This window comes from Bacillus sp. FJAT-42315, assembly GCF_002797375.1.
Taxonomy (GTDB): Bacteria; Bacillota; Bacilli; order Bacillales; family Domibacillaceae; genus Bacillus_CE.
On the sequence record NZ_KZ454941.1, the window covers coordinates 1,440,341 to 1,465,539 of the forward strand.

The following is a 25,199-nucleotide window of genomic DNA, read 5'->3' on the forward strand; positions in this document are numbered from 1 at the left end:
CATGCTCACATGCCCAAACTGTCAAGGTAAAGAAATCGGAAAAATCGGCACGACCCAGTATTATTGCTGGAACTGCTTTATCGAACTCTCCGTTATCGACGATCTCATCTCCGTCCATCAAGTCGAAGAAGACGGCTCACTCAGCTCCCTTGACGACCTGTTTGAGGAAGATGAAAGAAAAATGAGTTCATAGCGGAAGGCGCTGTTCAGCGACGTATGGGCTGGAGTCATCCGCACGAGATAAAGGAAACACGATGAACGAAAGTGAATCGATGTTGACTTATCGCAAGGAGGATGTCGGAAGTCCACTAGTCGTTAGCGCCTGCAGCTGGACAGAGAAAAGCGGAGCCTGGACAAAACTAAACCTGGAGGCGGATACTATGTCTAGAACAATGACTTCCCTAGTCGGACTGGGCGCGGGGATGGCAGTAATGGCCATGATTAACCGCAACAACTCCACATTCGGCGGCAGAATGCTCAAAAGAATGAAAAAAATGTTTTGATAAAGAAAAGCGGAAGGCGCTGTTCAACGGCGTATGGGCTGGAGTCATCCGCACGAGATAAAGGAAACACGATGAACGGTAGTGAATCGATGTTGACTTATCGCAAGGAGGATGTCGGAAGTCCACTAGCCGTTAGCGCCTATAGCTGGACAAAAGAAAAGCGGAAGGCGCTGTTCAACGCCTATAGCTAGACAACAAAAAGGATGCCTGATTCATTGGGCATCCTCTTTGCTTTGGTTTTTTGCAAATAACGAAAGGAATTGATTGATCATCTTTCCAGAAAATCCAACTGTTTTGTATTTTTGATAATGAGCTTTAGCAAAGTCGATTAGTTCAATAGGAATTTTGCGATGACGGATGAGTGGATAGTACATTCGGTATCCTTCTTTTAAATGTTCCCATCGCTTGTCGTCTCCAGGTAACACATATTCAGACACGTCAATTAGTTTGATCGTATCGTCTTGCATAATAATATTTTTTAAATGAACATCGCGAGGATTAAGTCCCACTTGACGAGCATAAGCGATGGCTTCGTCTACTTGTTCAATCACGTGAGGTGGGATATCTATTCCTTCGGTGAGGCAGTCCTGTAAATTGAGTCCGCTTTCGTAGCTAATCGCAATAAACCGTTCGCCAGTTCCATAAAAGTTAGGAAAAAAAGGATGGCTGCTGAGCTTTTCATATGCTTTTACTTCATTCTGTCTTGTTCCTTCTTTACCATGAGCATATATTTTGAATGCATATTGAGGAAAAGCAGCGTGGACAAACACCGCAGCATCTGTTCCTTTACCAACACATGTCAATTGAGGTGGAAGTGCCTCAATAGTGACAAGTTCATTTTTGGGAGAAGCATAGATGTTACATTCTTTCACTAATAATTCGATATCTTTCTGGTTAAATTCCTTCACGTTTGTTTTATTTTCCTCCTTATTTAAACTAAATATATATTTAAGTTCATCACTTTATGCTGATCTAGAAATTAGGGGTAATAAAAATATTTATGCAGCGATTATAAGAAAAACAATGCACTTATTAAGTTATTATAGAATAAAAGAATATAGTTAGCTATTAAGAAGGGTATCATCACCGGTCTTGTTTTTGTTTAGTTAAAGAAAAATATGTTCTCAATGAATAAATAGGATCTATTCAGCCACAAACTAAGCAAAAAGGATGTTTTTTCATCATGGAAAGCAAAATCAAGTTAAAGTGGCTTTATATGGCAAGTGCGGCTTTATTAACGTTATTAACGATATATGTTTTGTTTTTGCTAAGGCCGTTGTTACTGCCGATCTTTCATTGGGTATGGATTAGCTTGTTACCGTTTTTGTTAGGGGGCTTTATCGCTTATTTACTTCATCCGCTTGTGAAGGCGATGGTGAAGCGTGGTATTTCACGAGTAGGAGCTATTATTATCATTTATATTTTATTTTTCGGCCTTTGTGGCTTTGTCTTGTTTAAAGGAACACCATTATTTATTCAGCAATTAAGAGATGTATCGGCGAGTGCACCAAAAATATCGCAAATGTATGAGCAACAGATCATTGTCTTGCAAGTGGAAACGTTAAATTGGCCAGATGGTTTACAAGAGCAGCTTCGTGAGCGGCTTGTTCGTTTTGAAGGCTGGTTAACGGGGCTAGTCGAACAATTGATGAATATCATGATGAAGGCGATCAATTTTTTGTTTGTATTAGCGATTGTTCCATTTATCTCTTTTTATTTATTGAAAGATATGAGCCGCGTCAAAAAAACGGCTTGGAAAATAACGCCGAAACGGTGGCGTACTCGGGCTTTACGTTTTGTAAATGAACTAGATTATTCGTTAGGTTCCTACATTCGCGGACAGCTTTTCGTTTGCCTATTAATCGGAGGAGCAGCCTCCTTGTTATTTTCGATGATTGGTCTTCCTTATCCGATTTTGCTCGGAGGGATTATAGGTATTACGAATGTGATTCCTTATTTCGGACCGTTGATTGGTGCTGTACCAGCGATATTTGTGGCGCTCATGATTTCTTTAAAAATTGCTATATACACAGCCATTATCGTGTTTGCTTTACAATTCATTGAAGGAAATATCCTCTCTCCTTGGATTGTCGGTAAAAGCTTGCATCTCCACCCGCTGTTTATTATCGGTGCTTTGCTAGCTGGAGGAGAGATTGGCGGGGTAGTAGGAATGGTTGTGGCGGTTCCTGTGCTGATTATTGTAAAAGCCGCCTTTTCTGCGGATCGGCGGGTAAAGGCCCGACTACACAAGCCTCTCATTGACAAGTAGGGATGAAATTTTTTATAATTCGGTTATAATTGAAATGTTAAATCGACGAAGGATCGAGTATGTTATAGTCCGCCTAATGGTCATCATACCACAGAGAAGAGCTTCCTTGGCTGGAAGAAGCTCTAGGTGAAGGATAACAGAAAGCTAGTCCAGAGAGCAGTTAATCGCTGTCGTTAGCCGCGTTAAGGCAGAAGAGAGATAAATCGAATGATCGATTTATAATCAGGGTGGTACCGCGAAAAGCTTCGTCCCTGTCCGGGGAACGGGGCTTTTTTTGTTGTCTTTAACCTGTGAAATAATTGCTAACCAAGGAGGAATTTATAATGAAAACATTAACTGGTGCACAAATTCGTCAAATGTTTTTAGACTTTTTCCAAGAAAAAAACCATCGAGTGGAGCCAAGTGCTCCGCTTGTGCCGCATGATGATCCAAGTTTGTTATGGATTAATAGTGGAGTAGCAACATTAAAGAAATATTTTGATGGTCGGGTGATTCCAGAGAATCCGCGGATTACGAATGCCCAAAAGTCGATTCGAACAAATGACATCGAGAATGTAGGAAAAACAGCTCGTCATCATACATTCTTTGAAATGCTAGGTAACTTCTCGATCGGTGAATACTTCAAAAAAGAAGCGATTCACTGGGCGTGGGAATTTTTGACGGATGAAAAATGGATGGCGTTTGAAGCGGATAAATTATCTGTAACGATTCACCCAGAGGATGATGAAGCGTTTGAAATTTGGAATAAGGAAGTCGGTTTGCCGGAAGAAAGAATCATTCGTTTAGAAGGTAACTTCTGGGATATCGGTGAAGGCCCAAGTGGACCGAACACAGAAATTTTCTACGATCGCGGCGAACCTTATGGCAACGATGCAAATGATCCTGAATTATATCCAGGTGGGGAAAACGAACGCTATTTAGAAATTTGGAATCTTGTATTTTCTGAATTCAACCATAATCCGGATGGTACATACACACCGCTACCGAAGAAGAACATTGATACGGGGATGGGGCTTGAGCGTATGGCTTCCGTCGTTCAAGAAGTACCAACGAACTTCGATACCGATTTATTTATGCCAATTATTGAAGCAACAGAAGCAATTTCTGGTGAGAAATACCGTGAAAGTGTAGAAAAAGATGTTGCGTTCAAAGTGATTGCGGACCATATTCGCACAGTGGCTTTTGCGATCGGTGATGGAGCGCTTCCTTCAAACGAAGGTCGAGGCTATGTGTTGCGTCGTCTATTGCGTCGTGCAGTGCGCTATGCGAAACAAATCCATATTAACCGTCCATTTATGTTTGAATTAGTACCAGTGGTCGGTGAAATTATGAAGGACTTCTATCCAGAAGTGTCAGCAAAAACGGAATTTATTCAAAAGGTGATTAAAAACGAAGAAGAACGCTTCCATGAAACCCTTCATGAAGGGTTAGCGATTTTATCATCTATGATCGAAACAGCGAAAAGCAAGGGCTCTGATGTGATCGCGGGAGAAGATGTGTTCCGTTTATATGATACGTATGGCTTCCCAGTAGAATTAACAGAGGAATATGCAGAAGAAGAAGGCATGAAAGTCGATCACGAAGGATTTGACAAAGAAATGGAAAACCAACGTGAACGCGCACGTGCCGCTCGTCAAGATGTCGATTCGATGCAAGTTCAAGGCGGCGTGTTAGGTGACATTAAAGTGGCAAGTCAATTTAGCGGCTACGACCAATTAACGGTAGAGACGACGGTTGCGGTCATCATTGCCAACGGTGAGATCGTTGAATCAGCAACAGCAGGCGAAGAAGTTCAATTTATTTTGGATGAGACACCGTTCTATGCTGAAAGCGGCGGTCAAATTGCTGATAAAGGGGTATTAGAAGCAGATGGTCTTCGCGTAGTCATTCAAGACGTGAAAAAAGCTCCGAATGGCCAGCATGTGCAGCAAGCAATTGTGGAACAAGGTACACTAACAACAGGTCAGCAAGTGATCGCTCGAGTGGACGAGGCATCTCGCAGCAAAATTATTAAAAATCATACAGCTACGCATCTTTTACACCAAGCATTAAAGGATGTTCTTGGCACGCATGTCAACCAAGCGGGTTCATTAGTAGGCCCGGATCGTCTGCGCTTTGACTTCTCTCATTTCGGTCAAGTACAGCCAGAAGAGCTAGAGCAAATTGAAACGATCGTTAATGAGAAAATTTGGAGAAGCCTAGCAGTTGATATTGCTAATAAATCGCTTGATGAAGCGAAAGCGATGGGAGCAATGGCGCTGTTTGGTGAAAAATATGGGGATGTCGTTCGCGTCGTGTCTGTTGGGGATTATAGCCTTGAGCTATGCGGTGGCTGTCATGTGCCGAATACGTCTGTCATCGGTCTATTTAAAGTTGTATCTGAAAGCGGAATTGGTGCAGGAACACGTCGTATTGAAGCAGTGACAGGTGAAGCTGCTTACCAATTGTTAAATCAGCAAGTGACTTTACTGAAAGAAGCGGCGAATAAGTTAAAGACAAATCCGAAAGATATTGTGACAAAAGTGGAAAGCTTGCAAGCAGAGATGAAAGAATTACAGCGTGAAAATGAATCACTTCTACACAAATTGTCTAATATAGAAGCAGGAAGTTTATTAGATAACGTCAAAGAAGTAAATGGTGTGAAATTCTTAGCTGCTCGTGTACAAGCGACAGACATGAATAACTTGCGCACCATGGCGGATGAGTTAAAGCAAAAGCTTGATTCTGGAATCATTGTCTTAGCGGCACCGAGCGAAGATAAAGTGAATATCATTGCAGGTGTGACGAAAGATTTAGTGGACAAAGGCTATCATGCTGGTAAGCTTGTGAAAGAAGTCGCATCACGTTGTGGTGGTAGCGGCGGCGGACGCCCAGATATGGCACAAGCAGGAGCAAAAGACCCTTCGAAAACAGAAGAAGCTCTACAATTTGTTGAAGAATGGGTGAAATCCGTTTGATTCCATGGCGATTTATTGTACAATGTAAATAACTTGTACAAAAGCAGGCTTACAGTTGTTGAGCCTAAAGCGAGGTGCTAATTATGAGCTCTTTTGATCAAACGATGAGATTTAATTTTCCTGAGGAGCCGTTTGAACAAGATGTGAAAGAAGTATTGTTTAAAGTGTATGACGCCCTTCAGGAAAAAGGATATAATCCAATCAATCAAATTGTCGGTTACTTACTTTCTGGGGACCCTGCTTATATCCCACGCCATAACGATGCACGTAATTTGATCCGCAAGCTTGAGCGTGATGAAATTATTGAAGAGCTTGTGAAAACGTACTTGAAACAGCAGCGAGAGGGATAAGTTTTTATGAGAGTAATGGGATTAGACGTTGGCTCGAAAACAGTTGGCGTCGCAATTAGCGATGAATTGGGCTTTACTGCGCAAGGAATTGAAACAATTCGCATTGATGAAGAAAAGCAAGATTTTGGCTTGGATCGGCTTGACATTCTTTGCGAGCAATATAACATCGAGAAATTTGTTGTTGGATTGCCCAAGAATATGAACAATACGATTGGGCCGCGCGGAGAAGCTTCACAAGCATTTGCACGAAAGCTTGAGGAACGCTACTCATTGCCTGTGGTCCTCTGGGATGAACGCATGACCACAATGGCAGCCGAGCGGGTATTGCTTGAAGCTGATGTTAGTCGCAAGAAACGCAAGAAAGTAATCGACAAAATGGCGGCCGGGATGATCCTTCAAGGATTTCTCGACAGTCAATACTAATGAGGTGGAAAAAGATATGACACATGATGAAAAACAAATTACAATTATTGATGAAAGCGGAAACGAGCAATTATGCGAAGTGTTGTTCACGTTTGATTCTGACGAATTCGAAAAATCTTATGTGCTTTACTTCCCAGTAGGGGCAGAGGAAGATGAAAATGAAGAAATCGAAATTCATGCATCTTCTTTCATTCCAGCAGAAGAAGGCCAAGATGGTGAATTAATGCCAATCGAAAGCGATGAAGAATGGGATTTAATTGAGGAAATGTTAAACACATTCCTTGATGAAGAAGAGGAATAAGAAAAAGGACCGGACTTCCCGGTCCTTTTTTGATGGAATTGTAGTATAATGGGAGGGCGAATGACTCGTTTAATGTTGAAAGGGGAAACAATATGTCGAAGCAGCTTTATTTGCAGCCTCCAGGGAGAAAGAGGCGGTTGAAGAAATCGATCATTTTCATGATCATCACTTTCTTTCTAGCTATAGGAGGTGCAACAGCAGGTATTTACTTCTTTGTACAGTCGGCACTTCAACCTGTTGATAAAAATGATCAAACCCCAATCCCAGTTTCAATTCCAATTGGTTCTAGTCTTTCCGTCATCGCGGATCAGCTTGAACAAAAAGGTGTAGTGAAAAATGCGGAAATCTTTAAATACTATGTGAAATATAAAGGAGAAGACCATTTTCAAGCGGGCAACTATTCCTTTCACCGGGCCATGACGATCGATGAACTGATCGAAATGCTGAAAACAGGAAAGGTTGTAGCGGGAGAAGTGGAGCTAGCTATTCCGGAAGGGTATCAATTGTCGCAAATTGCCGAGATCATTAGTAAAGAAACAGGCCGCAGTCAAAGTGAAATCCTCAAAGTCATGAATGACCCACAGTTTATTAAACAAATGATCCGAAAATATCCAGAGTTATTAACAGAAGAAATTTTAGCGGAAAAGATTAAATATCCGCTAGAAGGTTATTTATATCCGGCAACATATCATTATGGAGATAAGAAAAAGCCTGTCAAAGAAATCATAGAAGATATGATTAAGAAAACGGACAGTGTATTAGCGCAATACCGACCATCTATGGCCGCGAAGAAAATGACAGCGCATCAGCTGCTGACAATGTCTTCCCTTATTGAAAAGGAAGCAACGGAGAAGTCCGATCGTCGAAAGATCTCTAGCGTCTTCTACAACCGCCTAGCGGAAAATATGCCTTTGCAAACGGACCCCACGGTATTATACGCTCTTGGAAAACATAAAAGTCGTGTGTATTACAAAGATTTAAAGGTAGAGTCACCTTATAATACGTATAAAGTGAAAGGGCTCACACCAGGGCCGATTAGCAACAGCGGGGTGTCTTCGGTTGAAGCCGCTTTAAATCCAGAAACGACAGACTATCTCTATTTCCTAGCTTCACCAGCTGGCGATGTGTATTATTCAAAAACGCTAGAAGAACATAATCAACTGAAAGAAAAGTACATTACGAATGCAAAACAGCAGTAAGTGAGAACAGTCGCTTTTTACTCTATAATATGTTAAAATAATTCAAGTGTTTTTTAGTCAATGGATAATAAAGTGCAAAAAAAGGTGGAAAGCTTTAGGGGGCTTTCTTCTTTTTCTTGTTAAGCCTTTTTAGAAAAGGGGAGCGAAATTGGACGATAAAATCCATCATTATATAGAAACGTTAGTTAGGGAGCGGTCGGATCTGTTTGTTGAAATGGAGGAGTTTGCTAGAGAGCATCGAGTGCCGATTATGGAAGTAGTAGGTATTGAAGCTCTTCTTCAAATGTTACGATTACAAAAGCCGAAGCGAATTCTAGAGATTGGTACAGCGATCGGCTATTCTGCTTTACGAATGGCGGCGGCTCTTCCAGGAACAGAAATTGTCACGATCGAACGCGATTCAGAGCGTTACCAAAAGGCACTGGAATATATCGATCGTGCAAAATACGGGGACCAAGTGACTGTCATTTATGGAGATGCGTTAGAGGTCATCGACGAAGTCGGGGAAAAAGGACCGTATGATGCTATTTTTATCGATGCAGCGAAAGGTCAGTATACGAAATTCTTTAAGCATTATACTGCATTTTTAACGAAACAAGGGACGGTTTATACCGATAATGTTTTATTCAAAGGGTATGTTGCTGAAGAATTAGTTCAGACGAAACGAACGCGAAACTTAGTGAAAAAAATTCAAAAGTATAATGAATGGCTGATGAGTCATCCAGACTACGACACGGCAATGATCCCGGTCGGTGATGGCTTGGCTGTCAGTCTTAAAAAAGGTGGAAAGAAACATGAATAAACCAGAATTACTCGTGACTCCCAATAGTGTAGAGGCTATTTTGCCGTTAGCGGAAGCTGGAGCCGATGCATTTGTCATTGGAGAACAGCGTTACGGCTTACGATTAGCGGGAGAATTCAATCGTGAAGAAGTGAAGAAAGCGATTGAGCTTGCGCATTCACTAGAAAAAAAAGTATATGTCGCTATGAATGCGATTTTTCATAATGATCGAGCAAACGAATTAGATGACTACGTTGCTTTTTTACAAGAAGCGAATTGTGATGCGATCATTTTCGGTGATCCGGCTGTAGTAATGGCTGCTCGCCAAGTAGCTCCTACTATGCCGCTTCATTGGAATACAGAAACGACAGCAACGAATTATTTTACGTGTAATTATTGGGGCAAAAGAGGAGCCGTCCGTGCAGTATTAGCTCGTGAACTAAACATGGATGCGATTATGGAAATTAAAGAGAATGCCGAAGTTGCGATTGAAGTGCAAGTGCATGGAATGACATGTATGTTCCAATCGAAGCGACCATTACTTGGGCATTATTTTGAGTATCAAGGCAAGGCAATGGAAATTGAAAATCGTAAAGAAGCAAAAAATATGTTCCTTCACGATAAAGAGCGCAGCAATAAATACCCGATTTATGAGGATGAAAACGGGACTCATATTATGAGTCCGAATGATATTTGTATCATTGACGAGCTACAGGAAATGATAGAAGCCGGAATCGATAGCTTTAAAATTGACGGGGTTCTACATTCACCTGAATACTTGTTAGAAGTAACGAAATTATATCGTCAAGCGATTGATTTATGTGTAGACGAGCCAGAACAATACGAAGAAGTTAAAGATGAACTTCTTGAAAAAATCGAAGCAATTCAACCAGAAAATCGCCCACTAGATACTGGCTTTTTCTTTAAAGAAACGGTTTATTAAGGAGGAACTCGCGTGGATACGATCATAAATGATAAAATTTCCAAAATCGTTGATGGCAAACGAGTCATTGTGAAAAAACCTGAATTATTGGCTCCAGCCGGAACACTTGAAAAATTAAAAATAGCTGTTCATTACGGAGCGGACGCTGTATACATCGGCGGACAAGAATATGGACTCCGTTCAAATGCGGGGAATTTCACCTTTGAAGAAATGAAAGAAGGGGTGGAATTTGCTAACAAATACGGAGCGAAAATTTATGTGACGACGAATATTTATGCTCATAATGAAAATATAGACGGATTAGAAGATTATTTGCGCGGCTTGCAAGAAGCAGGTGTAACAGGGATTATCGTAGCTGATCCGCTAATCATTGAAACATGCCGCCGTGTCGCGCCAAAAGTCGAAGTACATTTAAGTACACAACAATCATTATCTAACTGGCGTGCGGTTCAATATTGGAAAGATGAAGGTCTTCACCGTGTCGTGCTTGCTCGTGAAACGACAGGAGAAGAAATGCATGAAATGAAGGAAAAAGTCGATATTGAAATCGAAGCGTTCATTCACGGGGCGATGTGTATTGCTTACTCCGGTCGTTGTGTGTTAAGTAACCATATGACTGCTCGCGATTCGAATCGTGGAGGCTGCTGTCAGTCTTGCCGTTGGGATTACGACTTATATTCATTAGATGAAAAAGGAGAAAATCCGCTGTTTTCTGATGAGGATTCGCCATTTGCCATGAGTCCTAAAGACTTAAAGCTTGTCGAATCGATCCCGCAAATGATCGAGCTTGGCATTGACAGCTTGAAAGTGGAAGGGCGAATGAAATCAATCCATTATGTTGCCACTGTTGTTAGTGTGTATCGCCAAATTATTGATGCGTATTGCGCGGACCCAGAAAACTTTAAAGTGAAGCAAGAATGGTTAGATGAGCTTGATAAATGTGCCAATCGACCAGCGGCTCCGGCTTTCTTCCAAGGAACACCTGGTGCGAATGAACAATTATTCGGTGTGCATGGCAAAAAAGCGACACATGATTTTGTTGGTTTAGTGTTGGATTATGACGCGGAAACACAAATGGTCACATTACAACAACGTAACTTTTTCCGTCCAGGAGACGAAGTAGAGTTTTTTGGCCCGGAAATTGAGAACTTTGCACAGGTAATTGATAAAGTTTGGGATGAAGATGGCAATGAACTAGATGCCGCTCGTCATCCACTACAAATCGTCCGCTTTAAAGTGGATCAACCCGTGTATCGAGACAACATGATGCGAAAGGGGCTAGAGTAAGACCAATGGAGCAAAAACCAGTAGTCATCGGGATTGCCGGAGGATCCGGTTCCGGGAAAACAAGCGTGACAAAAGCGATTGACGAATTTTTTAAAGGTCATTCGGTCATGATTATTGAGCAAGATTATTATTATAAAGATCAAAGTCACTTGCCGTTTGAAGAGCGATTAAACACGAATTATGATCATCCATTCGCCTTTGATAACGATTTATTAATTGAACACGTCAATCAGTTATTACAATACAAACCGATTGAAAAGCCTGTGTATGATTACGTTCAACACACACGCTCAGCAGAAACAATTGTGATGGAGCCAAAGAATGTCATTATATTAGAAGGTATTCTTGTGCTAGAAGATCCGAGACTGCGCGACCTAATGGATATCAAGCTGTTTGTTGATACTGATGCCGATATTCGTATTATTCGTCGTATGATGCGTGATATTCAGGAGCGTGGGCGGACGTTTGAGTCGGTGGTTGACCAGTATATTCAGGTTGTTCGGCCGATGCATAATCAATTTATTGAACCGACGAAGCGTTATGCCGATATTATTATTCCTGAAGGCGGTCAAAATCACGTCGCCATCGACCTTGTTGTGACTAAAATTCAAACAATTCTTGAACAAAATGCTATTTTATAGTATCTTTTTATGAAACAGACATAATCTTTAAGAAACAGGGCTGTCTCAATAGTAAAGGGTCGTTACCGGCATCAAGCTTATGTAATGAAGAATATTTTCATTATATAACGTTTTTTCGGGAGCAGACGCTTTTGAGGCAGCCTGCTGATGTTTTTTGCTTTCCTAAAACAGGAAGGCAGCGAGATGAAAAGGAGTGGAAGGGACTTGCCAGCAGAAAAAGTATACCCTATGACAGAAGAGGGAAAAGCAAAGTTAGAACAGGAACTTGAACATTTAAAATCAGTAAAACGCAAAGAAGTAGTAGAGAGAATTAAGATCGCTCGCAGTTTTGGTGACTTATCCGAGAACTCTGAATACGATTCAGCGAAGGAAGAGCAAGCATTTGTTGAAGGTCGTATCGGTACATTAGAGACAATGATCCGCAATGCGAAAATTATTGAAGAAGATTCAGTGGACCCAAGTGTTGTTTCTTTAGGGAAAACGGTTGTATTCGTTGAATTGCCAGATGGTGAAGAAGAAGCCTATACAATTGTCGGTAGCGCAGAAGCAGATCCATTTGAAGGTAAGATTTCGAATGATTCTCCAATTGCGAAAAGCTTAATTGGAAAACGAGTGGGCGATGAAGTAAACGTTATCACGCCAGGTGGAGACATGTCTGTTAAAATTGTTTCAATTAGTTAATGAATCAAAAAAACGCTAAAGGAATCGATCTTTAGCGTTTTTTCTGTTTAAATGACTTCATGTTAAGCAAAAGTCATGATAAAATGTTGAATGATGCATTAGGGAGGAGATAAACAAGATGGCGACTCGTGCAGAACGAAATTCAAAACGAAAAAAAACCAATCGTGTATTAAACACAGCCATTGCGGTGGTTGTTCTTCTAATTGTGGTTGTTGCATTTACCATTTTCTCTGGTGGAAATGATGAAGTAGCGAAAAAGCCGGTGGAAAAGAAACCAGCAACCGAGCAAAATACCGCTAGCAATACGGACAAAAACAAAGAAGATGAGACGGCAATGATCGATACTGATAAGAAAGAAGAAAAAAAAGAAGAACCGAGCGATAAAGAAAAAAAAGATGAAGAAACAGAACAAAAAGATGAAAAAATCATCAAAGAGAGCGATGAGGCGAACGTAGAGCAAGAAATCGTCGATCCAAACTGGAAAGGCGTCGGCACTTCGCAAACAGGTGAGCATAATTCATCTTTTGACAGCAATTCTCAGGATTGGCAAGAGAAGCTAGATGCTCTTTCTTATGCGACTGGTATTACGCAAGATAATATGGTCGTTTGGTATGTAAAAGGTAAAGGTCCGAACGATGCGATCGGGACAGTGTCACCAAAAAGCAACACGGACGAAGCATATCGTATATTCCTTACTTGGGTAGATGGCGAAGGATGGAAGCCGACAAAAATGTACAAGCTCGAACAAAATGATAAAGGGCGTTTTTAAGGAGTTCGCATAAGCGAGCTCCTTATTTTTTTAGCTTAAAATGAACAACGGCTGAATAGAATGTGCGTCCATCGGGATCGATATGCATTTGATGGGAAACGGAGTGGACACTAAGCATAATTGCTTTGTTGTGCTCGATTTGCTGTTCGATCTTCTTTTCTAAAGAAGCGAGATCAGCTGCTTCAAAGAACTCGACCTTGTCTTCTAGTAAATCTAAATGAAATTGCATGATATTTTCTCCTTTTTAAATGAATCATCTTTTTCTATGTATACAAGATAAACGGAAGAGATGGCAAGCAATTGTTGCGAAAAAATGATAAAATATAGCGAAATGATCATTTTCGAGTGGTCAATTGATTAGCGTTTGCGAAATTGGAGGAAAAGAAGATGAAAATTGCTATTATTGGTGCGATGGAAGAAGAAGTAACAATCTTGCGTGATCATATCGACGTGAAACAAGTAGAGACGATCGCAAACAGTGAATATACAACAGGTACGATGAATGGAGCAGAAGTGGTTTTACTTCGTTCTGGCATCGGGAAAGTAAATGCAGCGATGACGACATCTGTTTTGCTTCAGCATTTCCAACCGGATGTCATTATTAACACTGGATCAGCGGGGGGATTAAACCCAGAATTAAATGTCGGCGATGTTGTCATTTCTACAGAAGTGCGCCATCATGATGTCGATGTCACTGCTTTTGGTTATGAGTATGGACAAGTCCCTCAATTGCCTGCTGGGTTCCAGGCCGATGAAAAGCTTCTTAACATCGCTGTAAGCTGTGCAAAAGCAGAAGAGGACATTCGAGTCGTGACAGGCTTAATCGCGACAGGAGACTCATTTATGAGCGATCCAGAGCGTGTGAAGTTTATCGGCACAAAATTCAACGATTTACAAGCGGTAGAAATGGAAGCGGCAGCGATTGCTCAAGTAGCTCATCAATTCGGCACGCCATTTGTGATTATCCGCTCGTTGTCTGATATTGCTGGCAAAGAATCCAATATCTCGTTTGATCAATTTTTACCGAAAGCGGCCCTTCATTCTTCTCAATTAGTCATGAAAATGGTCGAGCAATTAGCAAAAGCATAAAATGTGAAGAATTTGTGAGAAGCCTGCTACAAAATGACCGAAATGTGGTACATTATTAGTAACTAATGTTTCGGGAGTGATAGCGAATGGTTATGATGATTATGGGCTTATTACTTGCAACAATCACAGGTGTAATGATTTCTGTGTCTATTGACTAATGTGTTAACGTCCGGCTGAGAGTGTTCAGCCGGGTTTTTTATTTATTTTGGAATGTTATTTATTTGTATTATTGTTTTTGCGTTAATATTTCAACCGAAACAGTTGGATTTAGACGGTATAGTACGCACAATTGCTGTATCAGCAGGTTCAGCTATAAGTTTAGCTTTCTTTAGGAAAGAAGAATAGAATATATAGTAAGTGGGAGTGCTTGTTACGCCCCTTATGCTTATGGGAAGAGGAAGAAGTAACCATATGATTGAAAAAATTAGATTATTTCTGACCAGCTTAATTATTTTATCTATTTTTGCCTATTTTATTTTAGTAGGTAATACTGAAATGAATATGTTTGAAATTGTATGGAGGACAATAGTTTGCCTTTATTTATTTTCAATACTCCGAAAAGATTATAATGAAACCCATAAAGTTTCAGAACTTCAAAAACAATTAATTTTTATTGCGAGTCTCACCTTATTAACTATTATGATGATTGTTTATTTAGAGACATACTAAATATATAAGGGTTGGAATGGAAATGATTATAAACTTGTTAGGGCTTTTCTTCTTATTTTTCTTAGGTTATCGCCTGTACTTTAAGCCAATAAAGAGTTATAAAGAAGTCACTCATCGAGGTTTTTATTATAGTATAATCGGTCTGAAAAAAGATTAATCAAACTTCTAGACCACGGATAAGTCAACTAGCCGCTCGAGGTCAAAAGCCAATCAGTCCAAAAGGTTAAAAAACAACCTTTCAGCCAGCTCGTCTTTTGCTTGTCGCGGCTGATCAAGCTGGCTCCGCATTTCGTTTTCCTTTATCTCGTTCAGATCATTCCAATCCATACGTCGCTGAACGGCACTTTCCGCTTTTCCTTATTCCCCCTTCTCTTCTTTATAGAATTCGTGAAACATTTTCATGAGGGCTCGTTTTTCGATGCGGGAGACGTAGCTGCGAGAGATGCCCAGTTGTTTAGCGATTTCTCTTTGGGTTTTTTCGTCGCCTTGGTTGAGTCCGAAGCGGGCGATGATGACTTCTTGTTCGCGCTCGTCTAATACACTTAAAAATTTCAGCACTTTTTTGAGTTCGATCGATAAAAGAATGTGATCGAGGACGTCTTCATCGGTGGATTTTAAAATGTCGAGCAGGTTAATTTCGTTTCCTTCTTTGTCATGTCCGATTGGGTCTTGGAGGGAAACTTCTTTTTTTGTTTTCTTTAAAGCACGAAGATGCATCAAGATTTCATTTTCGATACAGCGAGCGGCATAAGTGGCTAGCTTCGTTCCTTTGCCATCGGAGTAGCTTTCAATTGCTTTGATTAAGCCGATCGTGCCAATGGAAATCAAGTCTTCTGCATCTTCCCCTGTATTTTCAAATTTTTTGACGATGTGTGCCACTAGTCTGAGGTTATGCTCAATTAATTTGTTTCTTGCTTCTGAATCACCTGCGGTCATTTTTGCTAAATACATTTTTTCATCGGCCGCTGATAATGGCTGGGGAAAGGCATTATTTTTGACATATGAGACGAAAAAGATTAGTTCTTTTGTTAAATAGGATAAAGCAGCAATAATGCTCAACATATTCGCTCCTCCTTTAAAAAATCCGCTATGTCTCAAATATATGAGGATAAGAAGCTTTTTTTGCCTGTCCGTTTGAGAAGGGGGGAGAAAGAAGGAAAAAGACTGTCCAACAACATTGCGTGTTGTTGGACAGTCTTTTTCTTACACTTTTTTCAATTTAAATGGACTAATCATTAAGAAAGATAAACAAAGAATAATTACCATAAACGATTGTGCTGGGATGTGAGAAATGGTTAAATAGCTAAGGGTTAGCAAACAACCAGCCGCCGTGATGGGTAATCCTTGGAAATAACCGTTGTTTTCAGTAATATTAAAGCGAGCGAGGCGTAAAGCACCACATCCGATGTAAAATACCGTGAAAAACGCGCCTGGAAAGCCGAAGTTCGATAATACACTAATGTATAGAAGTAATGCGGGTGCAACACCGAAAGAAATAATATCGCACATCGAATCCAATTGCTTTCCTAACTCAGATTCAATATTCATCTTGCGAGCGACCATGCCATCAAAACGGTCAGCTAAAGCTGCCACAAAGATCAGTAGGAGTCCTAAACTTAGTTGGTTATTTATCGTCATTAAGATTGAAAAACCACCTAAAGCTAAATTACCCAATGTCAGCAAATTCGCCGTTTGTGCTTTCATTTTCTTAACGGTCAAATCTAACACATGAGATATAAACAAATTGACACTCTCCTTGAATTTAGCAGCCACCTGCTAATAGTTTATTATATAATAATATTTTATTGATGTTCTATTATACCACAAACCTGATTGGGATTTTTTACTTTTTTGGAGGTTAACGCGTGAAAAAGCAATTATATCGTTTTTTTATTGAATTAACAAATAAGCAATGGTCATCATCTCTCATTGAAAAATATACTTGCTCCTCGGTCAGTAAACCGATGATTCGCCCGTTTATCAAGGCGTATCAAATTAACGAAAAAGAGATGGAGCATTCGGTGGAAGATTACCAAACATTACATGATTTTTTTATTAGAACGCTCTCATCGGAAGCTAGAAAAATAAATTATAGTGCGGATCATGTAGTTAGTCCCGTCGATGCTAAGCTTGCGGAAGCCGGAACAATTACTAAAAATCGAGAGTTTCTCGTTAAAGGCAAAACCTATTCCCTACAAGAAATGCTTGGGAGTGACGAGAAAGCAAAGGCGTATGAAGAGGGGATATTTCTCGTTTTGTATTTAAGCCCTGCTCATTACCACCGAATTCATAGCCCGGTGGATGCGGAGGTCATGGATCGTTGGGTTCTTGGGCGCTATTCTTATCCGGTGAACTCACCTGGCTTGCAGTATGGTAAAGCGCCGCTCGCAAAAAATTATCGTGATATAACTGAGCTCAAGCATGAGCGTGGTCAAATGGCCGTTGTGAAAGTAGGAGCTATGTTTGTCAATGCGATTGAACGAACACATGAAAACCGCTATTGGCAGCAAGGGGAAGAGGTCGCTTATTTTAACTTTGGCTCTACCGTTGTTTTATTATTTGAGAAAGATGTCTTTCAACTCAATCCTCACATGTCCATCCCTTGTGAAGTGAAGGTGGGAGAGCAACTTGGCCAGTGGCTTTAACAGTTATAAAAAAAAGCCTGAATGACAGGCGTTTTTAAGAAATCTTTTCATTTTTTAATAATGAACGCTTTTTGAGCTCTGTTTCCATGAGTTCAAGAAATTCTTCGTTTAATTTCAACTGTCTTGCTTTAAAATAAGATTCTAACAGCAGATCATCTGGAATGTGTTTCAAAACAAACTCACCTCCTATGAAAAATTTGTTCTATAATTGAATGGGTCTGCATAAAATACTAAGCTGAGGTTGTTTCTCCCTAACTTTACCAAAAATAAATAAGAAGAACAAGCGTTCTGTTATCCACAATGCCACGTGGATAACATGTGGGTAAATTGTGGTTAACTATGGAAAATACATCCATTGTAAGGAGAGGAATGTGTATAAGTTTATCCACAAAATGGAGAATGAAGGATTTTGTCGATAAAAAAATAATGCATTCATTTTTGGACGAATCGTTTTTCGTCAGTTTTATTTTGTATCGAACGATAAAATTAGATATGATAGGGACTGAAAGGTTTACAGAACGGGGTGTACAGATTGTTAAAATTATTTTTACCGAACAAACAAATAAAAAGTGTGTATGATATCCAGCCTGAAGAGTTAAAGGCACAAGGCATTAAGGCGATTATTACCGATTTAGATAATACGCTCGTGGCATGGGATCGTCCCGATGCTACGCCTGAGCTATTAGAGTGGTTTAAAAATATGAAAGAACACGACATTAAAGTGTTGATTGTTTCGAACAATAATAAAATGCGTGTAAGCTCTTTTTCTCACCCGCTTGACATCCCTTTCATTTTTGAAGCGAGAAAGCCGATGGGCAAAGCCTTTCGTCAAGCGGTGAAATTGCTCGGTGTCAAGAAAGAGGAAACAGTTGTAATTGGCGATCAGCTATTAACTGATATTTTCGGTGGCAATCGCAGTGGGCTTTATACGATTTTAGTCATTCCAGTCGCTCAAACGGACGGATTTTGGACGAGAATCAACCGCAAAATTGAAAGGCAAATCATGAATGTGTTTAAACGAAAAGGTTTAATTCAATGGGAGGAAAATAAGTGAGTAACGAAAAGTTAATTTGCACCGGTTGCGGTGTCGAAGTACAGACAGAACATCGAGAAGGTCTTGGTTATGCACCGCCATCGGCTCTTTCAAAAGAAATAATTGTTTGTCAGCGCTGTTTCCGTTTGAAAAATTACAACGAAATCCAAGATGTCTCGTTAACGGATGATGATTTCTTGAAGATTTTAAATACATTAGGTACGACTGACAGCTTAATCGTAAAAGTGGTCGATATTTTTGACTTTAACGGTAGTTGGCTTCCTGGATTGCACCGTTTTGTCGGCAAAAATCCAGTACTCTTAATCGGGAATAAAGTAGATTTGTTGCCGAAATCTGTTAAACAGAACCGATTAATTCATTGGATGAAGCAGGAAGCGAGAGAACTTGGACTAAAGCCTATCGATGTCTTGCTTGTCAGTTCGACGAAAGGTCAATCGATTCAAGAAGCGATTGATGCAATTGATTATTATCGCAATGAAAAAGATGTGTATGTGGTTGGTTGTACAAATGTCGGTAAGTCGACGTTTATTAATCGAATTATTAAAGAGGTCTCTGGTGAAAAAGATGTCATCACGACGTCTCACTTCCCAGGCACGACATTAGATATGATTGAAATCCCGTTAGATGATGACCAAGCATTGATTGACACGCCAGGAATTATTAATCATCATCAAATGGCTCATTTTGTTGATAAACGCGATTTGAAATACATTACGCCTAAAAAAGAAATTAAACCAAAAGTGTTTCAGTTAAATGAAGAGCAAACATTATTCTTTGGAGGGCTTGCTCGATTTGACTACGTATCCGGTGGTCGTCGCTCATTTACTTGCTATCTTTCGAATGAATTAATGATTCATCGAACGAAGCTTGAAAAGGCAGATGAATTGTATAAAAATCATGCAGGGGAATTGCTTACTCCACCTCGCCCAGAACAAATGGACGAATTTCCGGAATTGGTTCGCCAAGAATTTCGGATTAAAGAGGGCAAGACAGATATTGTATTCTCAGGTCTTGGTTGGGTGACTGTCAATGAACCAGGAGCATTAGTTGTTGCTCATGTTCCAAAAGGAGTTAGTGTCTTTTTACGACCATCTTTAATTTAAGGAAGGGAACTATATGAAAAAATTATTCGGTGTGATCGGTGCCCCAATTGCTCACTCGATGTCGCCCGTGATGCATAATTCGGCATTTGCAGCTCTTAATGTGGACGGCTATTACCATCCCTTTCATATCCAGCCTGATGATTTAGCGGACGCGGTGAAAGGAATGAAAGCGATCGGTGTGGAGGGCTTCAATGTGACGATTCCACATAAAACAGCGATTATTCCACTCCTTGATAAAATCGACCCATTAGCCGAAGCAATTGGTGCCGTCAATACAGTTGTACGTGAAGAGGATCAATGGGTCGGTTATAACACGGATGGCTTAGGTTACGTTCGTGCTCTTCGTGAGGAGTATCCTGGTGTATTAGACGATCAACATGTGTTGGTGATTGGAGCAGGGGGAGCGGCTCGCGCCATTTTTTATACATTGGCGTCAGAGGGCATTAGCCGAATCACATTGGCCAACCGCACGCCAGAAAAAGCGAAAGCGATGATCGAGGCTTGTCCGTACGAAGTAGAAGGAGCCGTATGGTCATTAGAAGAGGCAGAGGAGAAGCTAGCAGAATATGATGTGATCATTCAAACGACGTCGATTGGCATGGCTCCAAAAGTGGAGGAAATGCCAATCGCACTTGATCATTTAAAAGCAATGGCTTTTATGTCTGATATTATTTATAATCCATTAGAAACGAAATTATTACAAGAAGCTAAAAAGCAAGGGGCTTATACACAAAACGGATTGAAAATGTTTGTGTATCAAGGAGCGCTTGCCTTTGAAAAATGGACAGGAATATTTCCTGATGTCCAACAAATGGAAAATGTTGTGTTGCAACAATTAGGAGGAAAACGATGTTAACAGGTAAACAAAAACGATTTTTACGTGCAGAGGCACATCATTTAGATCCGATTTTTCAAGTAGGAAAAGGCGGAGTCAATGACAATATGATTAAACAAATTGGCGAGGCTCTTGAGGCGCGCGAATTAATGAAAATTAGCATTTTACAAAACTGTGATGAAGACAAGCAAGAAGTGGCGCGAAGCATCGCTAAAGGGGCAAAAGCGCACGTTGTACAAATTATCGGGAATATCATTATTTTGTATAAGGAATCAAGAGAAAACAAGCAACTTGTGCTGCCGAAATGAGAAGAAAGGTTGGCCTTTTAGGGGGGACGTTTAATCCCCCTCATGTCGGTCATCTCATTATTGCCAATGAGGTGCTTGAAGCACTCGAGCTCGATGAGGTTCGTTTTATGCCAAATAAAACACCTCCTCATAAACAAATGGATGAAGGTGTGTCAGAAGAAGATCGTGTGCGGATGTTGTCTGTTGCTATTGATCATCACCCAAAGTTTCGCCTTGAGCTGATTGAGATGGAACGTAATGGGAAATCTTATACGTATGACACGATCCAATTATTAAAGGAACGAGAGCCGGAGATCGATTTTTATTTTATTATCGGCGGCGACATGATTGAGTATTTACCGAAGTGGTATAAGGTCGATGAGCTATGTCAGCTTGTGACTTTTGTTGGCGTGAAGCGTCCAGGCTATTCAACTGAAACGCCTTATCCTGTTCATTTAATTGACACACCTGAAATTCATCTTTCTTCAAGTCTACTTAGACAAAAAGCAGCGACGAACGGCACGTTAAAGTACTTGCTGCCAGAAAAAGTGATTGCCTATATAAAGGAGAATCAGTTATATGAACCGAGAGCAGGCATTAAAGATTGTGAAGGAACAGATCACTGAGCATCGCTACAATCATACGTTAGGTGTCATGCATACAGCGATTGAGTTAGCAGAAAAGTATGGAGCTGATCCACAAAAGGCCGAGCTAGCCGCGATTTTTCATGATTATGCGAAATTTCGTCCAAAAGAGGAAATGGCTGCGATTATTGAAAGAGAAGGAATGGACCCACGTTTACTTTCTGCCCATTCTGAGCTATGGCACGCGCCAGTTGGGGCTTATTTAGTGCAAACAGAAGTAGGGATTGATGATCCGGAAGTGCTAGATGCCATTCGTTATCATACATCAGGAAGAGTCGGCATGACACTCCTTGATAAAGTGGTCTATTTAGCGGATTATATCGAGCCGGGACGTCATTTTCCGAAAGTGGAGAAAGTGCGAAAGCTAGCGAAGGAAGATTTAGATGAGGCGGTCATTAAAGCGGTGAAAAACACAATTAAATTTTTAATGAAAAGAAACAAGCCCATCTTTCCGGATACATTTGATACATACAATGATTTAACGAAGAAGCAGAAGGAGGAAAAACGTTAATGGGTCAACCTGAAATTTTACAACGTGTTGCTAAGGCGGCAGATGATAAGCGAGCAGAACATATTGTGGTGTTAAACATGCAAGGAGTTTCTTTAATTACGGACTACTTTATGATTTGTCACGGGAACTCTGATAAGCAAGTACAAGCGATTGCTAGAGAGGTCAAGGATCAAGCAGAAGAGCTTGGATATACGATCAAACGTATGGAAGGCTTTGATGAAGCACGCTGGGTATTAATTGATATTGGTGATGTTGTCGTTCATGTGTTTCATCGTGATGAGCGCGTCTATTATAATTTAGAACGATTATGGGGAGATGCACCACAAATCGATGTGGAGAGCGAGCTGCTTGCATGACGTATCAGCGCTTTGCCTACGTGTATGATTTTTTAATGCAAGATGTTCCTTATGAGGAGTGGCTTCATTTTTTGGAGCGGCACACTACAAGGTTAACAAGCAAAAAAGTGCTCGATTTAGCTTGTGGAACGGGTGAACTGACATGGCGACTTGCGGCAGCTAATTGGGATGTGACGGGCATTGACTTATCTGAAGATATGTTAATGATGGCTCAGGAAAAAGCGGCTGAAAAAGGCTTGTCCTTTCCGTTATATCAACAAGATATGCGCGAGTTAGATGGGCTTGGTACATATGATGCAGTGACCATTTTTTGCGACTCCTTAAACTATTTAACAAGTGAAGAGGATGTTAAACAAACGTTTCGCCTCGTTCACACCCATTTAAAAGCAGATGGGCTTTTCTTATTTGATGTCCATTCACTTTACAAAATTCATCATATTTTTACCGATGGTACCTTTACATCAACGGATGATGAAGTGTCTTATATTTGGAATTGTTTTGCGGGAGATCTGCCAAACAGTGTTGAGCACGAGTTGACGTTTTTTGCTCTCGATGAATCGAGTGATCGATACGAGCGTTTTGATGAGCTACATACTCAACGAACATTCGAGCTAGAGCAATATACATCATGGCTTGAACAGGCGGGCTTTGAAAATGTGCAGATCACAGCCGATTTTACAGATGATGCTCCTCGAAAAGAAAGTGAGCGAATCTTTTTCATCGCTCAAAAAAAGTGAAATGTTTTTTGATTTAGGCTCTCAGCGTAATGGTACATACGTTGAGAGCTTAAATTTTGTTAAAAAATTGTAAATAACAAGGTTTTTTTGTATAAGTAGCGAATAAGTTAGGTGATTCCAAATTGTGCACTTGTTTCTTGCTTGTCTTCTGCAAATTTCTTATGGGTGGCTTGGAACAGCTTCGTGAACATCTCCCCGACTTCTGCTTCTAATACTTCAATCCCTTTTCCGGTGACACCGCCTTTGACACACACTTTTTCTTCTAGTTCTGCCAATGTATATTCTTGCTGTTTAAATAGCTCACCTAGCCCGATTAACATGCATTCCGCTAATGTTTCCGCTGTCTCTGCCTTCATTCCTGTTGTTTCTGCTCCTTCAATAAACTTCCGAGTTAAAAAGCTGAAAAAAGCGGGTCCACAGCTGACGAGGTCGGAAGCGGCTCGCGTGATCGACTCTTCAATTTCCACGGCTTCACTACTGATACATTTCATCGTTTCCCTCATGTGCGCTTTCCAGTCATCTTGACATCTTTCACCGAACGTATATAACACCGCTCCTGAAAGCACTTTATTCGTAATGCTCGGAATCATTCGTATACATGAACAAGGAAGAATAGATTCCAATTGAGCGGTGCTGACAGGACTTGTAATCGAGATCACACATTGTGATGGTCGAAATAGATGCTTCACTTCATTAAGCATCGGGAAAATATCGTGGGGCTTCACACAAATAAATACACGATCACAAGTTTGAATGACATCCGCAATAGAATCACAAATAGTGATTTGAGGGTGCTTTGCTTGGATGCGCTTCGTTTTTGCCACGGTACGATTAATGATGAATACATCAGTAGCTGCGATGGCATTCGAGTCGATCAGCGCATGAATTAAGATTTCTCCCATATTACCTGTTCCGATGACTCCTGTTTTCATTGATTTCCCCCCCTTAATAGAAATACAACTTTTACAATGTATGTGATGAAAAAAAGTTTATGCAAACGAGGTGGAAAGAGTGGATATAAAAGGTTGGCTTGAAAAATATAAAACACATGTCTTAATTGCTACTGGAGTTTGTGCGTTTGGATTATATCAGTTATCCGAAGAAGAGGCGCCTCCGCCATCTGAGCCATTTGCTATTGAGGAGACGGCATTACCGGCGCAGGAGAAAGTAACAGCCGCGCCGACAGAAGTGAAAGTGCCTGAGCAGCCACAAACAGTGACGATAGATATTAAAGGGGCGGTTAAAACGCCAGGAATTTATTCTTTATCTAGCGAGGAACGAATTAACGATGCGGTAGTAAAGGCAGGGGGATTTCAAAAGGAAGCCGATCGCACGACGGTTAATTTAGCACAAAAGCTACAGGATGAAATGGTGATCTACATTCCGAAAGTAGGGGAGGAGCCGCCTGCTACTGCTCCAGCAGTTAGTGGAGGAACGACGAGTGTGCAGACAGCTAGTTCTAATAGCGGGGAGCAAGGCGGTGCGGTCAATATTAATACAGCTACGTCAGCTGAGCTACAGGAGCTTCCGGGAATCGGGGAAGCGAAAGCACAGGCGATTATTGATTATCGAGAAACGACAGGAGCATTTGCTCAAGCAGAAGATTTGAAAAATGTGTCAGGTATCGGTGACAAAACCTTTGAAAAGCTTCAACCGTTAATTACTGTCAATTAAAATTGATTGACGAGCTCCTTTTTTTCTCGCTAAACTAAAGAAAAAAGTTGTAGAAAGAGTGAAGTGAGAATGAGTAGAAAAAGTTGGGATGAATATTTTTTAGATATCGCTGATGTTGTATCAACACGTTCGACGTGCAATCGTCTGCATGTGGGGTGTGTCCTTGTCAAGGATAAGCATATTGTAGCTACGGGATATAATGGATCGATCCACGGGCACGAGCATTGTGATGAAGAAGGTTGTTTGCTATCTGATGAAAAGAGATGTATTCGCTGTTTACATGCTGAGTTAAATGCGGTTCTTCATGCTGATCGTGACCGATTAAAAGGAGCGGCCGCGTATGTCACTCATGAGCCTTGTGAAAATTGCGCGAAGACGTTAGCACAAGCGGGCATCCAACGTATTATTTATCGTCATGCCTATCCGAATAAATGGAATCAACACTTTTTGAAAGGGATTGAAGTGAAACATTTGCCAAAATAAATGAAGGA

The 25,199-nt window shown here is 40.7% G+C and carries 32 protein-coding genes; 26 read left to right on the forward strand and 6 right to left on the reverse strand.

Going from position 1 to position 25,199, the window contains the following annotated elements; genetic code table 11:
* The first annotated feature begins 1 nt into the window (after position 1).
* Together CEF22_RS06835 and CEF22_RS18475 are read left to right on the forward strand one after the other, a co-directional pair.
* Complete coding sequence (locus CEF22_RS06835) at positions 2 to 193, forward strand: hypothetical protein (RefSeq protein WP_095478049.1); 192 nt, start codon at positions 2 to 4, stop codon at positions 191 to 193.
* A 187-nt stretch (positions 194 to 380) separates the two neighbouring features.
* Positions 381 to 503: a DUF3918 family protein gene (locus CEF22_RS18475; protein WP_157843188.1), complete on the forward strand. Its 123-nt coding sequence runs from the start codon at positions 381 to 383 to the stop codon at positions 501 to 503.
* A gap of 212 nt (positions 504 to 715) precedes the next feature.
* On the opposite strand, the gene CEF22_RS06845 is transcribed toward CEF22_RS18475, so the two are convergent.
* Complete coding sequence (locus CEF22_RS06845; RefSeq protein WP_100402272.1) at positions 716 to 1,411, reverse strand: serine/threonine protein kinase; 696 nt, start codon at positions 1,409 to 1,411, stop codon at positions 716 to 718.
* A gap of 275 nt (positions 1,412 to 1,686) precedes the next feature.
* Here CEF22_RS06845 and CEF22_RS06850 point away from each other — a divergent pair, with 275 nt between their 5' ends.
* The 12 genes from CEF22_RS06850 (at position 1,687) to CEF22_RS06905 (ending at position 13,104) form a co-directional block, all read left to right on the forward strand.
* Positions 1,687 to 2,772 (forward strand): AI-2E family transporter, encoded by a 1,086-nt coding sequence (locus CEF22_RS06850; protein WP_100402273.1) that lies wholly within the window; start codon positions 1,687 to 1,689, stop codon positions 2,770 to 2,772.
* Between the two features lie 323 nt (positions 2,773 to 3,095).
* A complete protein-coding gene (gene alaS / locus CEF22_RS06855) occupies positions 3,096 to 5,729 on the forward strand; it encodes an alanine--tRNA ligase (RefSeq protein WP_100402274.1) in 2,634 nt (877 codons plus the stop codon).
* 83 nt (positions 5,730 to 5,812) lie between these two features.
* On the forward strand, positions 5,813 to 6,079 hold the full coding sequence (locus CEF22_RS06860) for an IreB family regulatory phosphoprotein (RefSeq protein ID WP_094834049.1): 267 nt from the start codon (positions 5,813 to 5,815) through the stop codon (positions 6,077 to 6,079).
* A 6-nt stretch (positions 6,080 to 6,085) separates the two neighbouring features.
* Positions 6,086 to 6,502, forward strand: a complete 417-nt coding sequence (ruvX, locus tag CEF22_RS06865) for a Holliday junction resolvase RuvX (protein ID WP_100402275.1) — start codon at positions 6,086 to 6,088, stop codon at positions 6,500 to 6,502.
* 4 nt (positions 6,503 to 6,506) lie between these two features.
* On the forward strand, positions 6,507 to 6,803 hold the full coding sequence (locus CEF22_RS06870; RefSeq protein ID WP_269799376.1) for a DUF1292 domain-containing protein: 297 nt from the start codon (positions 6,507 to 6,509) through the stop codon (positions 6,801 to 6,803).
* Positions 6,804 to 6,895: 92 nt separating this feature from the next.
* A complete protein-coding gene (gene mltG / locus CEF22_RS06875) occupies positions 6,896 to 8,002 on the forward strand; it encodes an endolytic transglycosylase MltG (protein ID WP_100402277.1) in 1,107 nt (368 codons plus the stop codon).
* 148 nt (positions 8,003 to 8,150) lie between these two features.
* Positions 8,151 to 8,804, forward strand: a complete 654-nt coding sequence (locus CEF22_RS06880; RefSeq protein WP_232726077.1) for an O-methyltransferase — start codon at positions 8,151 to 8,153, stop codon at positions 8,802 to 8,804.
* Positions 8,797 to 9,726 carry a peptidase U32 family protein gene (locus CEF22_RS06885; RefSeq protein WP_100402278.1) on the forward strand — a complete coding sequence of 310 codons (930 nt, stop codon included), beginning with the start codon at positions 8,797 to 8,799 and terminating at the stop codon, positions 9,724 to 9,726. Before CEF22_RS06880 ends, CEF22_RS06885 begins: the two co-directional genes overlap by 8 nt.
* Positions 9,727 to 9,738: 12 nt before the next feature.
* Positions 9,739 to 11,013 (forward strand): peptidase U32 family protein, encoded by a 1,275-nt coding sequence (locus CEF22_RS06890; protein WP_100402279.1) that lies wholly within the window; start codon positions 9,739 to 9,741, stop codon positions 11,011 to 11,013.
* Between the two features lie 5 nt (positions 11,014 to 11,018).
* Positions 11,019 to 11,654, forward strand: a complete 636-nt coding sequence (gene udk, locus CEF22_RS06895; RefSeq protein WP_095477681.1) for a uridine kinase — start codon at positions 11,019 to 11,021, stop codon at positions 11,652 to 11,654.
* Positions 11,655 to 11,858: 204 nt separating this feature from the next.
* Positions 11,859 to 12,335, forward strand: coding sequence for a transcription elongation factor GreA (gene greA / locus CEF22_RS06900; protein ID WP_095477759.1), 477 nt, complete (start codon positions 11,859 to 11,861; stop codon positions 12,333 to 12,335).
* Between the two features lie 118 nt (positions 12,336 to 12,453).
* Positions 12,454 to 13,104, forward strand: a complete 651-nt coding sequence (locus CEF22_RS06905; RefSeq protein WP_100402280.1) for a YrrS family protein — start codon at positions 12,454 to 12,456, stop codon at positions 13,102 to 13,104.
* 22 nt (positions 13,105 to 13,126) lie between these two features.
* Here the strand turns inward: CEF22_RS06905 and CEF22_RS06910 are convergent, their stop codons facing one another.
* The gene (locus CEF22_RS06910; RefSeq protein ID WP_100402281.1) at positions 13,127 to 13,333 is read right to left on the reverse strand and encodes a YrzA family protein; all 207 of its coding nucleotides are present in this window, start codon (positions 13,331 to 13,333) and stop codon (positions 13,127 to 13,129) included.
* Positions 13,334 to 13,491: 158 nt separating this feature from the next.
* On the opposite strand from CEF22_RS06910, the gene mtnN reads away from it, so the two are divergent.
* A complete protein-coding gene (mtnN, locus tag CEF22_RS06915; RefSeq protein WP_100402282.1) occupies positions 13,492 to 14,193 on the forward strand; it encodes a 5'-methylthioadenosine/S-adenosylhomocysteine nucleosidase in 702 nt (233 codons plus the stop codon).
* A gap of 1,026 nt (positions 14,194 to 15,219) precedes the next feature.
* Here the strand turns inward: mtnN and sigK are convergent.
* Positions 15,220 to 15,924 (reverse strand): RNA polymerase sporulation sigma factor SigK, encoded by a 705-nt coding sequence (sigK, locus tag CEF22_RS06925; protein ID WP_100402283.1) that lies wholly within the window; start codon positions 15,922 to 15,924, stop codon positions 15,220 to 15,222.
* 141 nt (positions 15,925 to 16,065) lie between these two features.
* The gene (pssA, locus tag CEF22_RS06930) at positions 16,066 to 16,605 is read right to left on the reverse strand and encodes a CDP-diacylglycerol--serine O-phosphatidyltransferase (protein ID WP_095477693.1); all 540 of its coding nucleotides are present in this window, start codon (positions 16,603 to 16,605) and stop codon (positions 16,066 to 16,068) included.
* A 122-nt stretch (positions 16,606 to 16,727) separates the two neighbouring features.
* Here pssA and CEF22_RS06935 point away from each other — a divergent pair, with 122 nt between their 5' ends.
* Positions 16,728 to 17,507 carry a phosphatidylserine decarboxylase gene (locus CEF22_RS06935; RefSeq protein WP_100402284.1) on the forward strand — a complete coding sequence of 260 codons (780 nt, stop codon included), beginning with the start codon at positions 16,728 to 16,730 and terminating at the stop codon, positions 17,505 to 17,507.
* A 34-nt stretch (positions 17,508 to 17,541) separates the two neighbouring features.
* Here CEF22_RS06935 and sda read toward each other — a convergent pair whose 3' ends face one another.
* Positions 17,542 to 17,679: a sporulation histidine kinase inhibitor Sda gene (sda, locus tag CEF22_RS06940; protein WP_100402285.1), complete on the reverse strand. Its 138-nt coding sequence runs from the start codon at positions 17,677 to 17,679 to the stop codon at positions 17,542 to 17,544.
* A 360-nt stretch (positions 17,680 to 18,039) separates the two neighbouring features.
* On the opposite strand from sda, the gene CEF22_RS06945 reads away from it, so the two are divergent.
* The 8 genes from CEF22_RS06945 to CEF22_RS06980 are packed head-to-tail and all read left to right on the forward strand — an operon-like array spanning position 18,040 to position 23,034.
* The gene (locus CEF22_RS06945; protein ID WP_100402286.1) at positions 18,040 to 18,561 is read left to right on the forward strand and encodes a YqeG family HAD IIIA-type phosphatase; all 522 of its coding nucleotides are present in this window, start codon (positions 18,040 to 18,042) and stop codon (positions 18,559 to 18,561) included.
* Positions 18,558 to 19,664 (forward strand): ribosome biogenesis GTPase YqeH, encoded by a 1,107-nt coding sequence (gene yqeH, locus CEF22_RS06950; protein ID WP_100402287.1) that lies wholly within the window; start codon positions 18,558 to 18,560, stop codon positions 19,662 to 19,664. The genes CEF22_RS06945 and yqeH overlap by 4 nt, the downstream gene beginning before the upstream one ends.
* A 13-nt stretch (positions 19,665 to 19,677) precedes the next feature.
* Entirely contained in the window at positions 19,678 to 20,520 is an 843-nt protein-coding gene (aroE, locus tag CEF22_RS06955) for a shikimate dehydrogenase (RefSeq protein WP_100402288.1), read from the forward strand.
* Positions 20,514 to 20,807 (forward strand): ribosome assembly RNA-binding protein YhbY, encoded by a 294-nt coding sequence (yhbY, locus tag CEF22_RS06960; protein ID WP_100402289.1) that lies wholly within the window; start codon positions 20,514 to 20,516, stop codon positions 20,805 to 20,807. The genes aroE and yhbY overlap by 7 nt, the downstream gene beginning before the upstream one ends.
* Positions 20,804 to 21,412, forward strand: a complete 609-nt coding sequence (locus CEF22_RS06965; RefSeq protein WP_100402290.1) for a nicotinate-nucleotide adenylyltransferase — start codon at positions 20,804 to 20,806, stop codon at positions 21,410 to 21,412. The genes yhbY and CEF22_RS06965 overlap by 4 nt, the downstream gene beginning before the upstream one ends.
* Positions 21,366 to 21,941 carry a bis(5'-nucleosyl)-tetraphosphatase (symmetrical) YqeK gene (gene yqeK, locus CEF22_RS06970; protein ID WP_100402291.1) on the forward strand — a complete coding sequence of 192 codons (576 nt, stop codon included), beginning with the start codon at positions 21,366 to 21,368 and terminating at the stop codon, positions 21,939 to 21,941. The genes CEF22_RS06965 and yqeK overlap by 47 nt, the downstream gene beginning before the upstream one ends.
* Positions 21,941 to 22,297 carry a ribosome silencing factor gene (gene rsfS / locus CEF22_RS06975; protein ID WP_100402292.1) on the forward strand — a complete coding sequence of 119 codons (357 nt, stop codon included), beginning with the start codon at positions 21,941 to 21,943 and terminating at the stop codon, positions 22,295 to 22,297. Before yqeK ends, rsfS begins: the two co-directional genes overlap by 1 nt.
* A complete protein-coding gene (locus tag CEF22_RS06980; RefSeq protein ID WP_100402293.1) occupies positions 22,294 to 23,034 on the forward strand; it encodes a class I SAM-dependent DNA methyltransferase in 741 nt (246 codons plus the stop codon). The genes rsfS and CEF22_RS06980 overlap by 4 nt, the downstream gene beginning before the upstream one ends.
* Positions 23,035 to 23,141: 107 nt before the next feature.
* Here CEF22_RS06980 and comER read toward each other — a convergent pair whose 3' ends face one another.
* Positions 23,142 to 23,966 (reverse strand): late competence protein ComER, encoded by an 825-nt coding sequence (gene comER / locus CEF22_RS06985; protein WP_100402294.1) that lies wholly within the window; start codon positions 23,964 to 23,966, stop codon positions 23,142 to 23,144.
* 79 nt (positions 23,967 to 24,045) lie between these two features.
* Between comER and CEF22_RS06990 the strand changes: the two genes are divergently transcribed.
* On the forward strand, positions 24,046 to 24,708 hold the full coding sequence (locus tag CEF22_RS06990; protein WP_198508036.1) for a helix-hairpin-helix domain-containing protein: 663 nt from the start codon (positions 24,046 to 24,048) through the stop codon (positions 24,706 to 24,708).
* Positions 24,709 to 24,777: 69 nt separating this feature from the next.
* Positions 24,778 to 25,191 (forward strand): deoxycytidylate deaminase, encoded by a 414-nt coding sequence (locus tag CEF22_RS06995; protein ID WP_094834022.1) that lies wholly within the window; start codon positions 24,778 to 24,780, stop codon positions 25,189 to 25,191.
* The last annotated feature ends 8 nt before the right edge of the window (positions 25,192 to 25,199 follow it).

Bases quoted from the DNA above. Each gene is read 5' to 3' on its own strand.
- CEF22_RS06835 (WP_095478049.1), top strand. From the start codon at position 2: ATGCTCACATGCCCAAACTGTCAAGGTAAAGAAATCGGAAAAATCGGC.
- CEF22_RS06995 (WP_094834022.1), top strand. From the start codon at position 24,778: ATGAGTAGAAAAAGTTGGGATGAATATTTTTTAGATATCGCTGATGTT.
- yhbY (WP_100402289.1), top strand. From the start codon at position 20,514: ATGTTAACAGGTAAACAAAAACGATTTTTACGTGCAGAGGCACATCAT.
- comER (WP_100402294.1), bottom strand. From the start codon at position 23,966: ATGAAAACAGGAGTCATCGGAACAGGTAATATGGGAGAAATCTTAATT.
- rsfS (WP_100402292.1), top strand. From the start codon at position 21,941: ATGGGTCAACCTGAAATTTTACAACGTGTTGCTAAGGCGGCAGATGAT.
- alaS (WP_100402274.1), top strand. From the start codon at position 3,096: ATGAAAACATTAACTGGTGCACAAATTCGTCAAATGTTTTTAGACTTT.
- mtnN (WP_100402282.1), top strand. From the start codon at position 13,492: ATGAAAATTGCTATTATTGGTGCGATGGAAGAAGAAGTAACAATCTTG.
- mltG (WP_100402277.1), top strand. From the start codon at position 6,896: ATGTCGAAGCAGCTTTATTTGCAGCCTCCAGGGAGAAAGAGGCGGTTG.
- CEF22_RS06860 (WP_094834049.1), top strand. From the start codon at position 5,813: ATGAGCTCTTTTGATCAAACGATGAGATTTAATTTTCCTGAGGAGCCG.
- CEF22_RS06965 (WP_100402290.1), top strand. From the start codon at position 20,804: ATGAGAAGAAAGGTTGGCCTTTTAGGGGGGACGTTTAATCCCCCTCAT.
- CEF22_RS18475 (WP_157843188.1), top strand. From the start codon at position 381: ATGTCTAGAACAATGACTTCCCTAGTCGGACTGGGCGCGGGGATGGCA.
- CEF22_RS06850 (WP_100402273.1), top strand. From the start codon at position 1,687: ATGGAAAGCAAAATCAAGTTAAAGTGGCTTTATATGGCAAGTGCGGCT.
- udk (WP_095477681.1), top strand. From the start codon at position 11,019: ATGGAGCAAAAACCAGTAGTCATCGGGATTGCCGGAGGATCCGGTTCC.
- CEF22_RS06905 (WP_100402280.1), top strand. From the start codon at position 12,454: ATGGCGACTCGTGCAGAACGAAATTCAAAACGAAAAAAAACCAATCGT.
- yqeK (WP_100402291.1), top strand. From the start codon at position 21,366: ATGAACCGAGAGCAGGCATTAAAGATTGTGAAGGAACAGATCACTGAG.
- CEF22_RS06910 (WP_100402281.1), bottom strand. From the start codon at position 13,333: ATGCAATTTCATTTAGATTTACTAGAAGACAAGGTCGAGTTCTTTGAA.
- sigK (WP_100402283.1), bottom strand. From the start codon at position 15,924: ATGTTGAGCATTATTGCTGCTTTATCCTATTTAACAAAAGAACTAATC.
- CEF22_RS06980 (WP_100402293.1), top strand. From the start codon at position 22,294: ATGACGTATCAGCGCTTTGCCTACGTGTATGATTTTTTAATGCAAGAT.
- aroE (WP_100402288.1), top strand. From the start codon at position 19,678: ATGAAAAAATTATTCGGTGTGATCGGTGCCCCAATTGCTCACTCGATG.
- CEF22_RS06885 (WP_100402278.1), top strand. From the start codon at position 8,797: ATGAATAAACCAGAATTACTCGTGACTCCCAATAGTGTAGAGGCTATT.
- ruvX (WP_100402275.1), top strand. From the start codon at position 6,086: ATGAGAGTAATGGGATTAGACGTTGGCTCGAAAACAGTTGGCGTCGCA.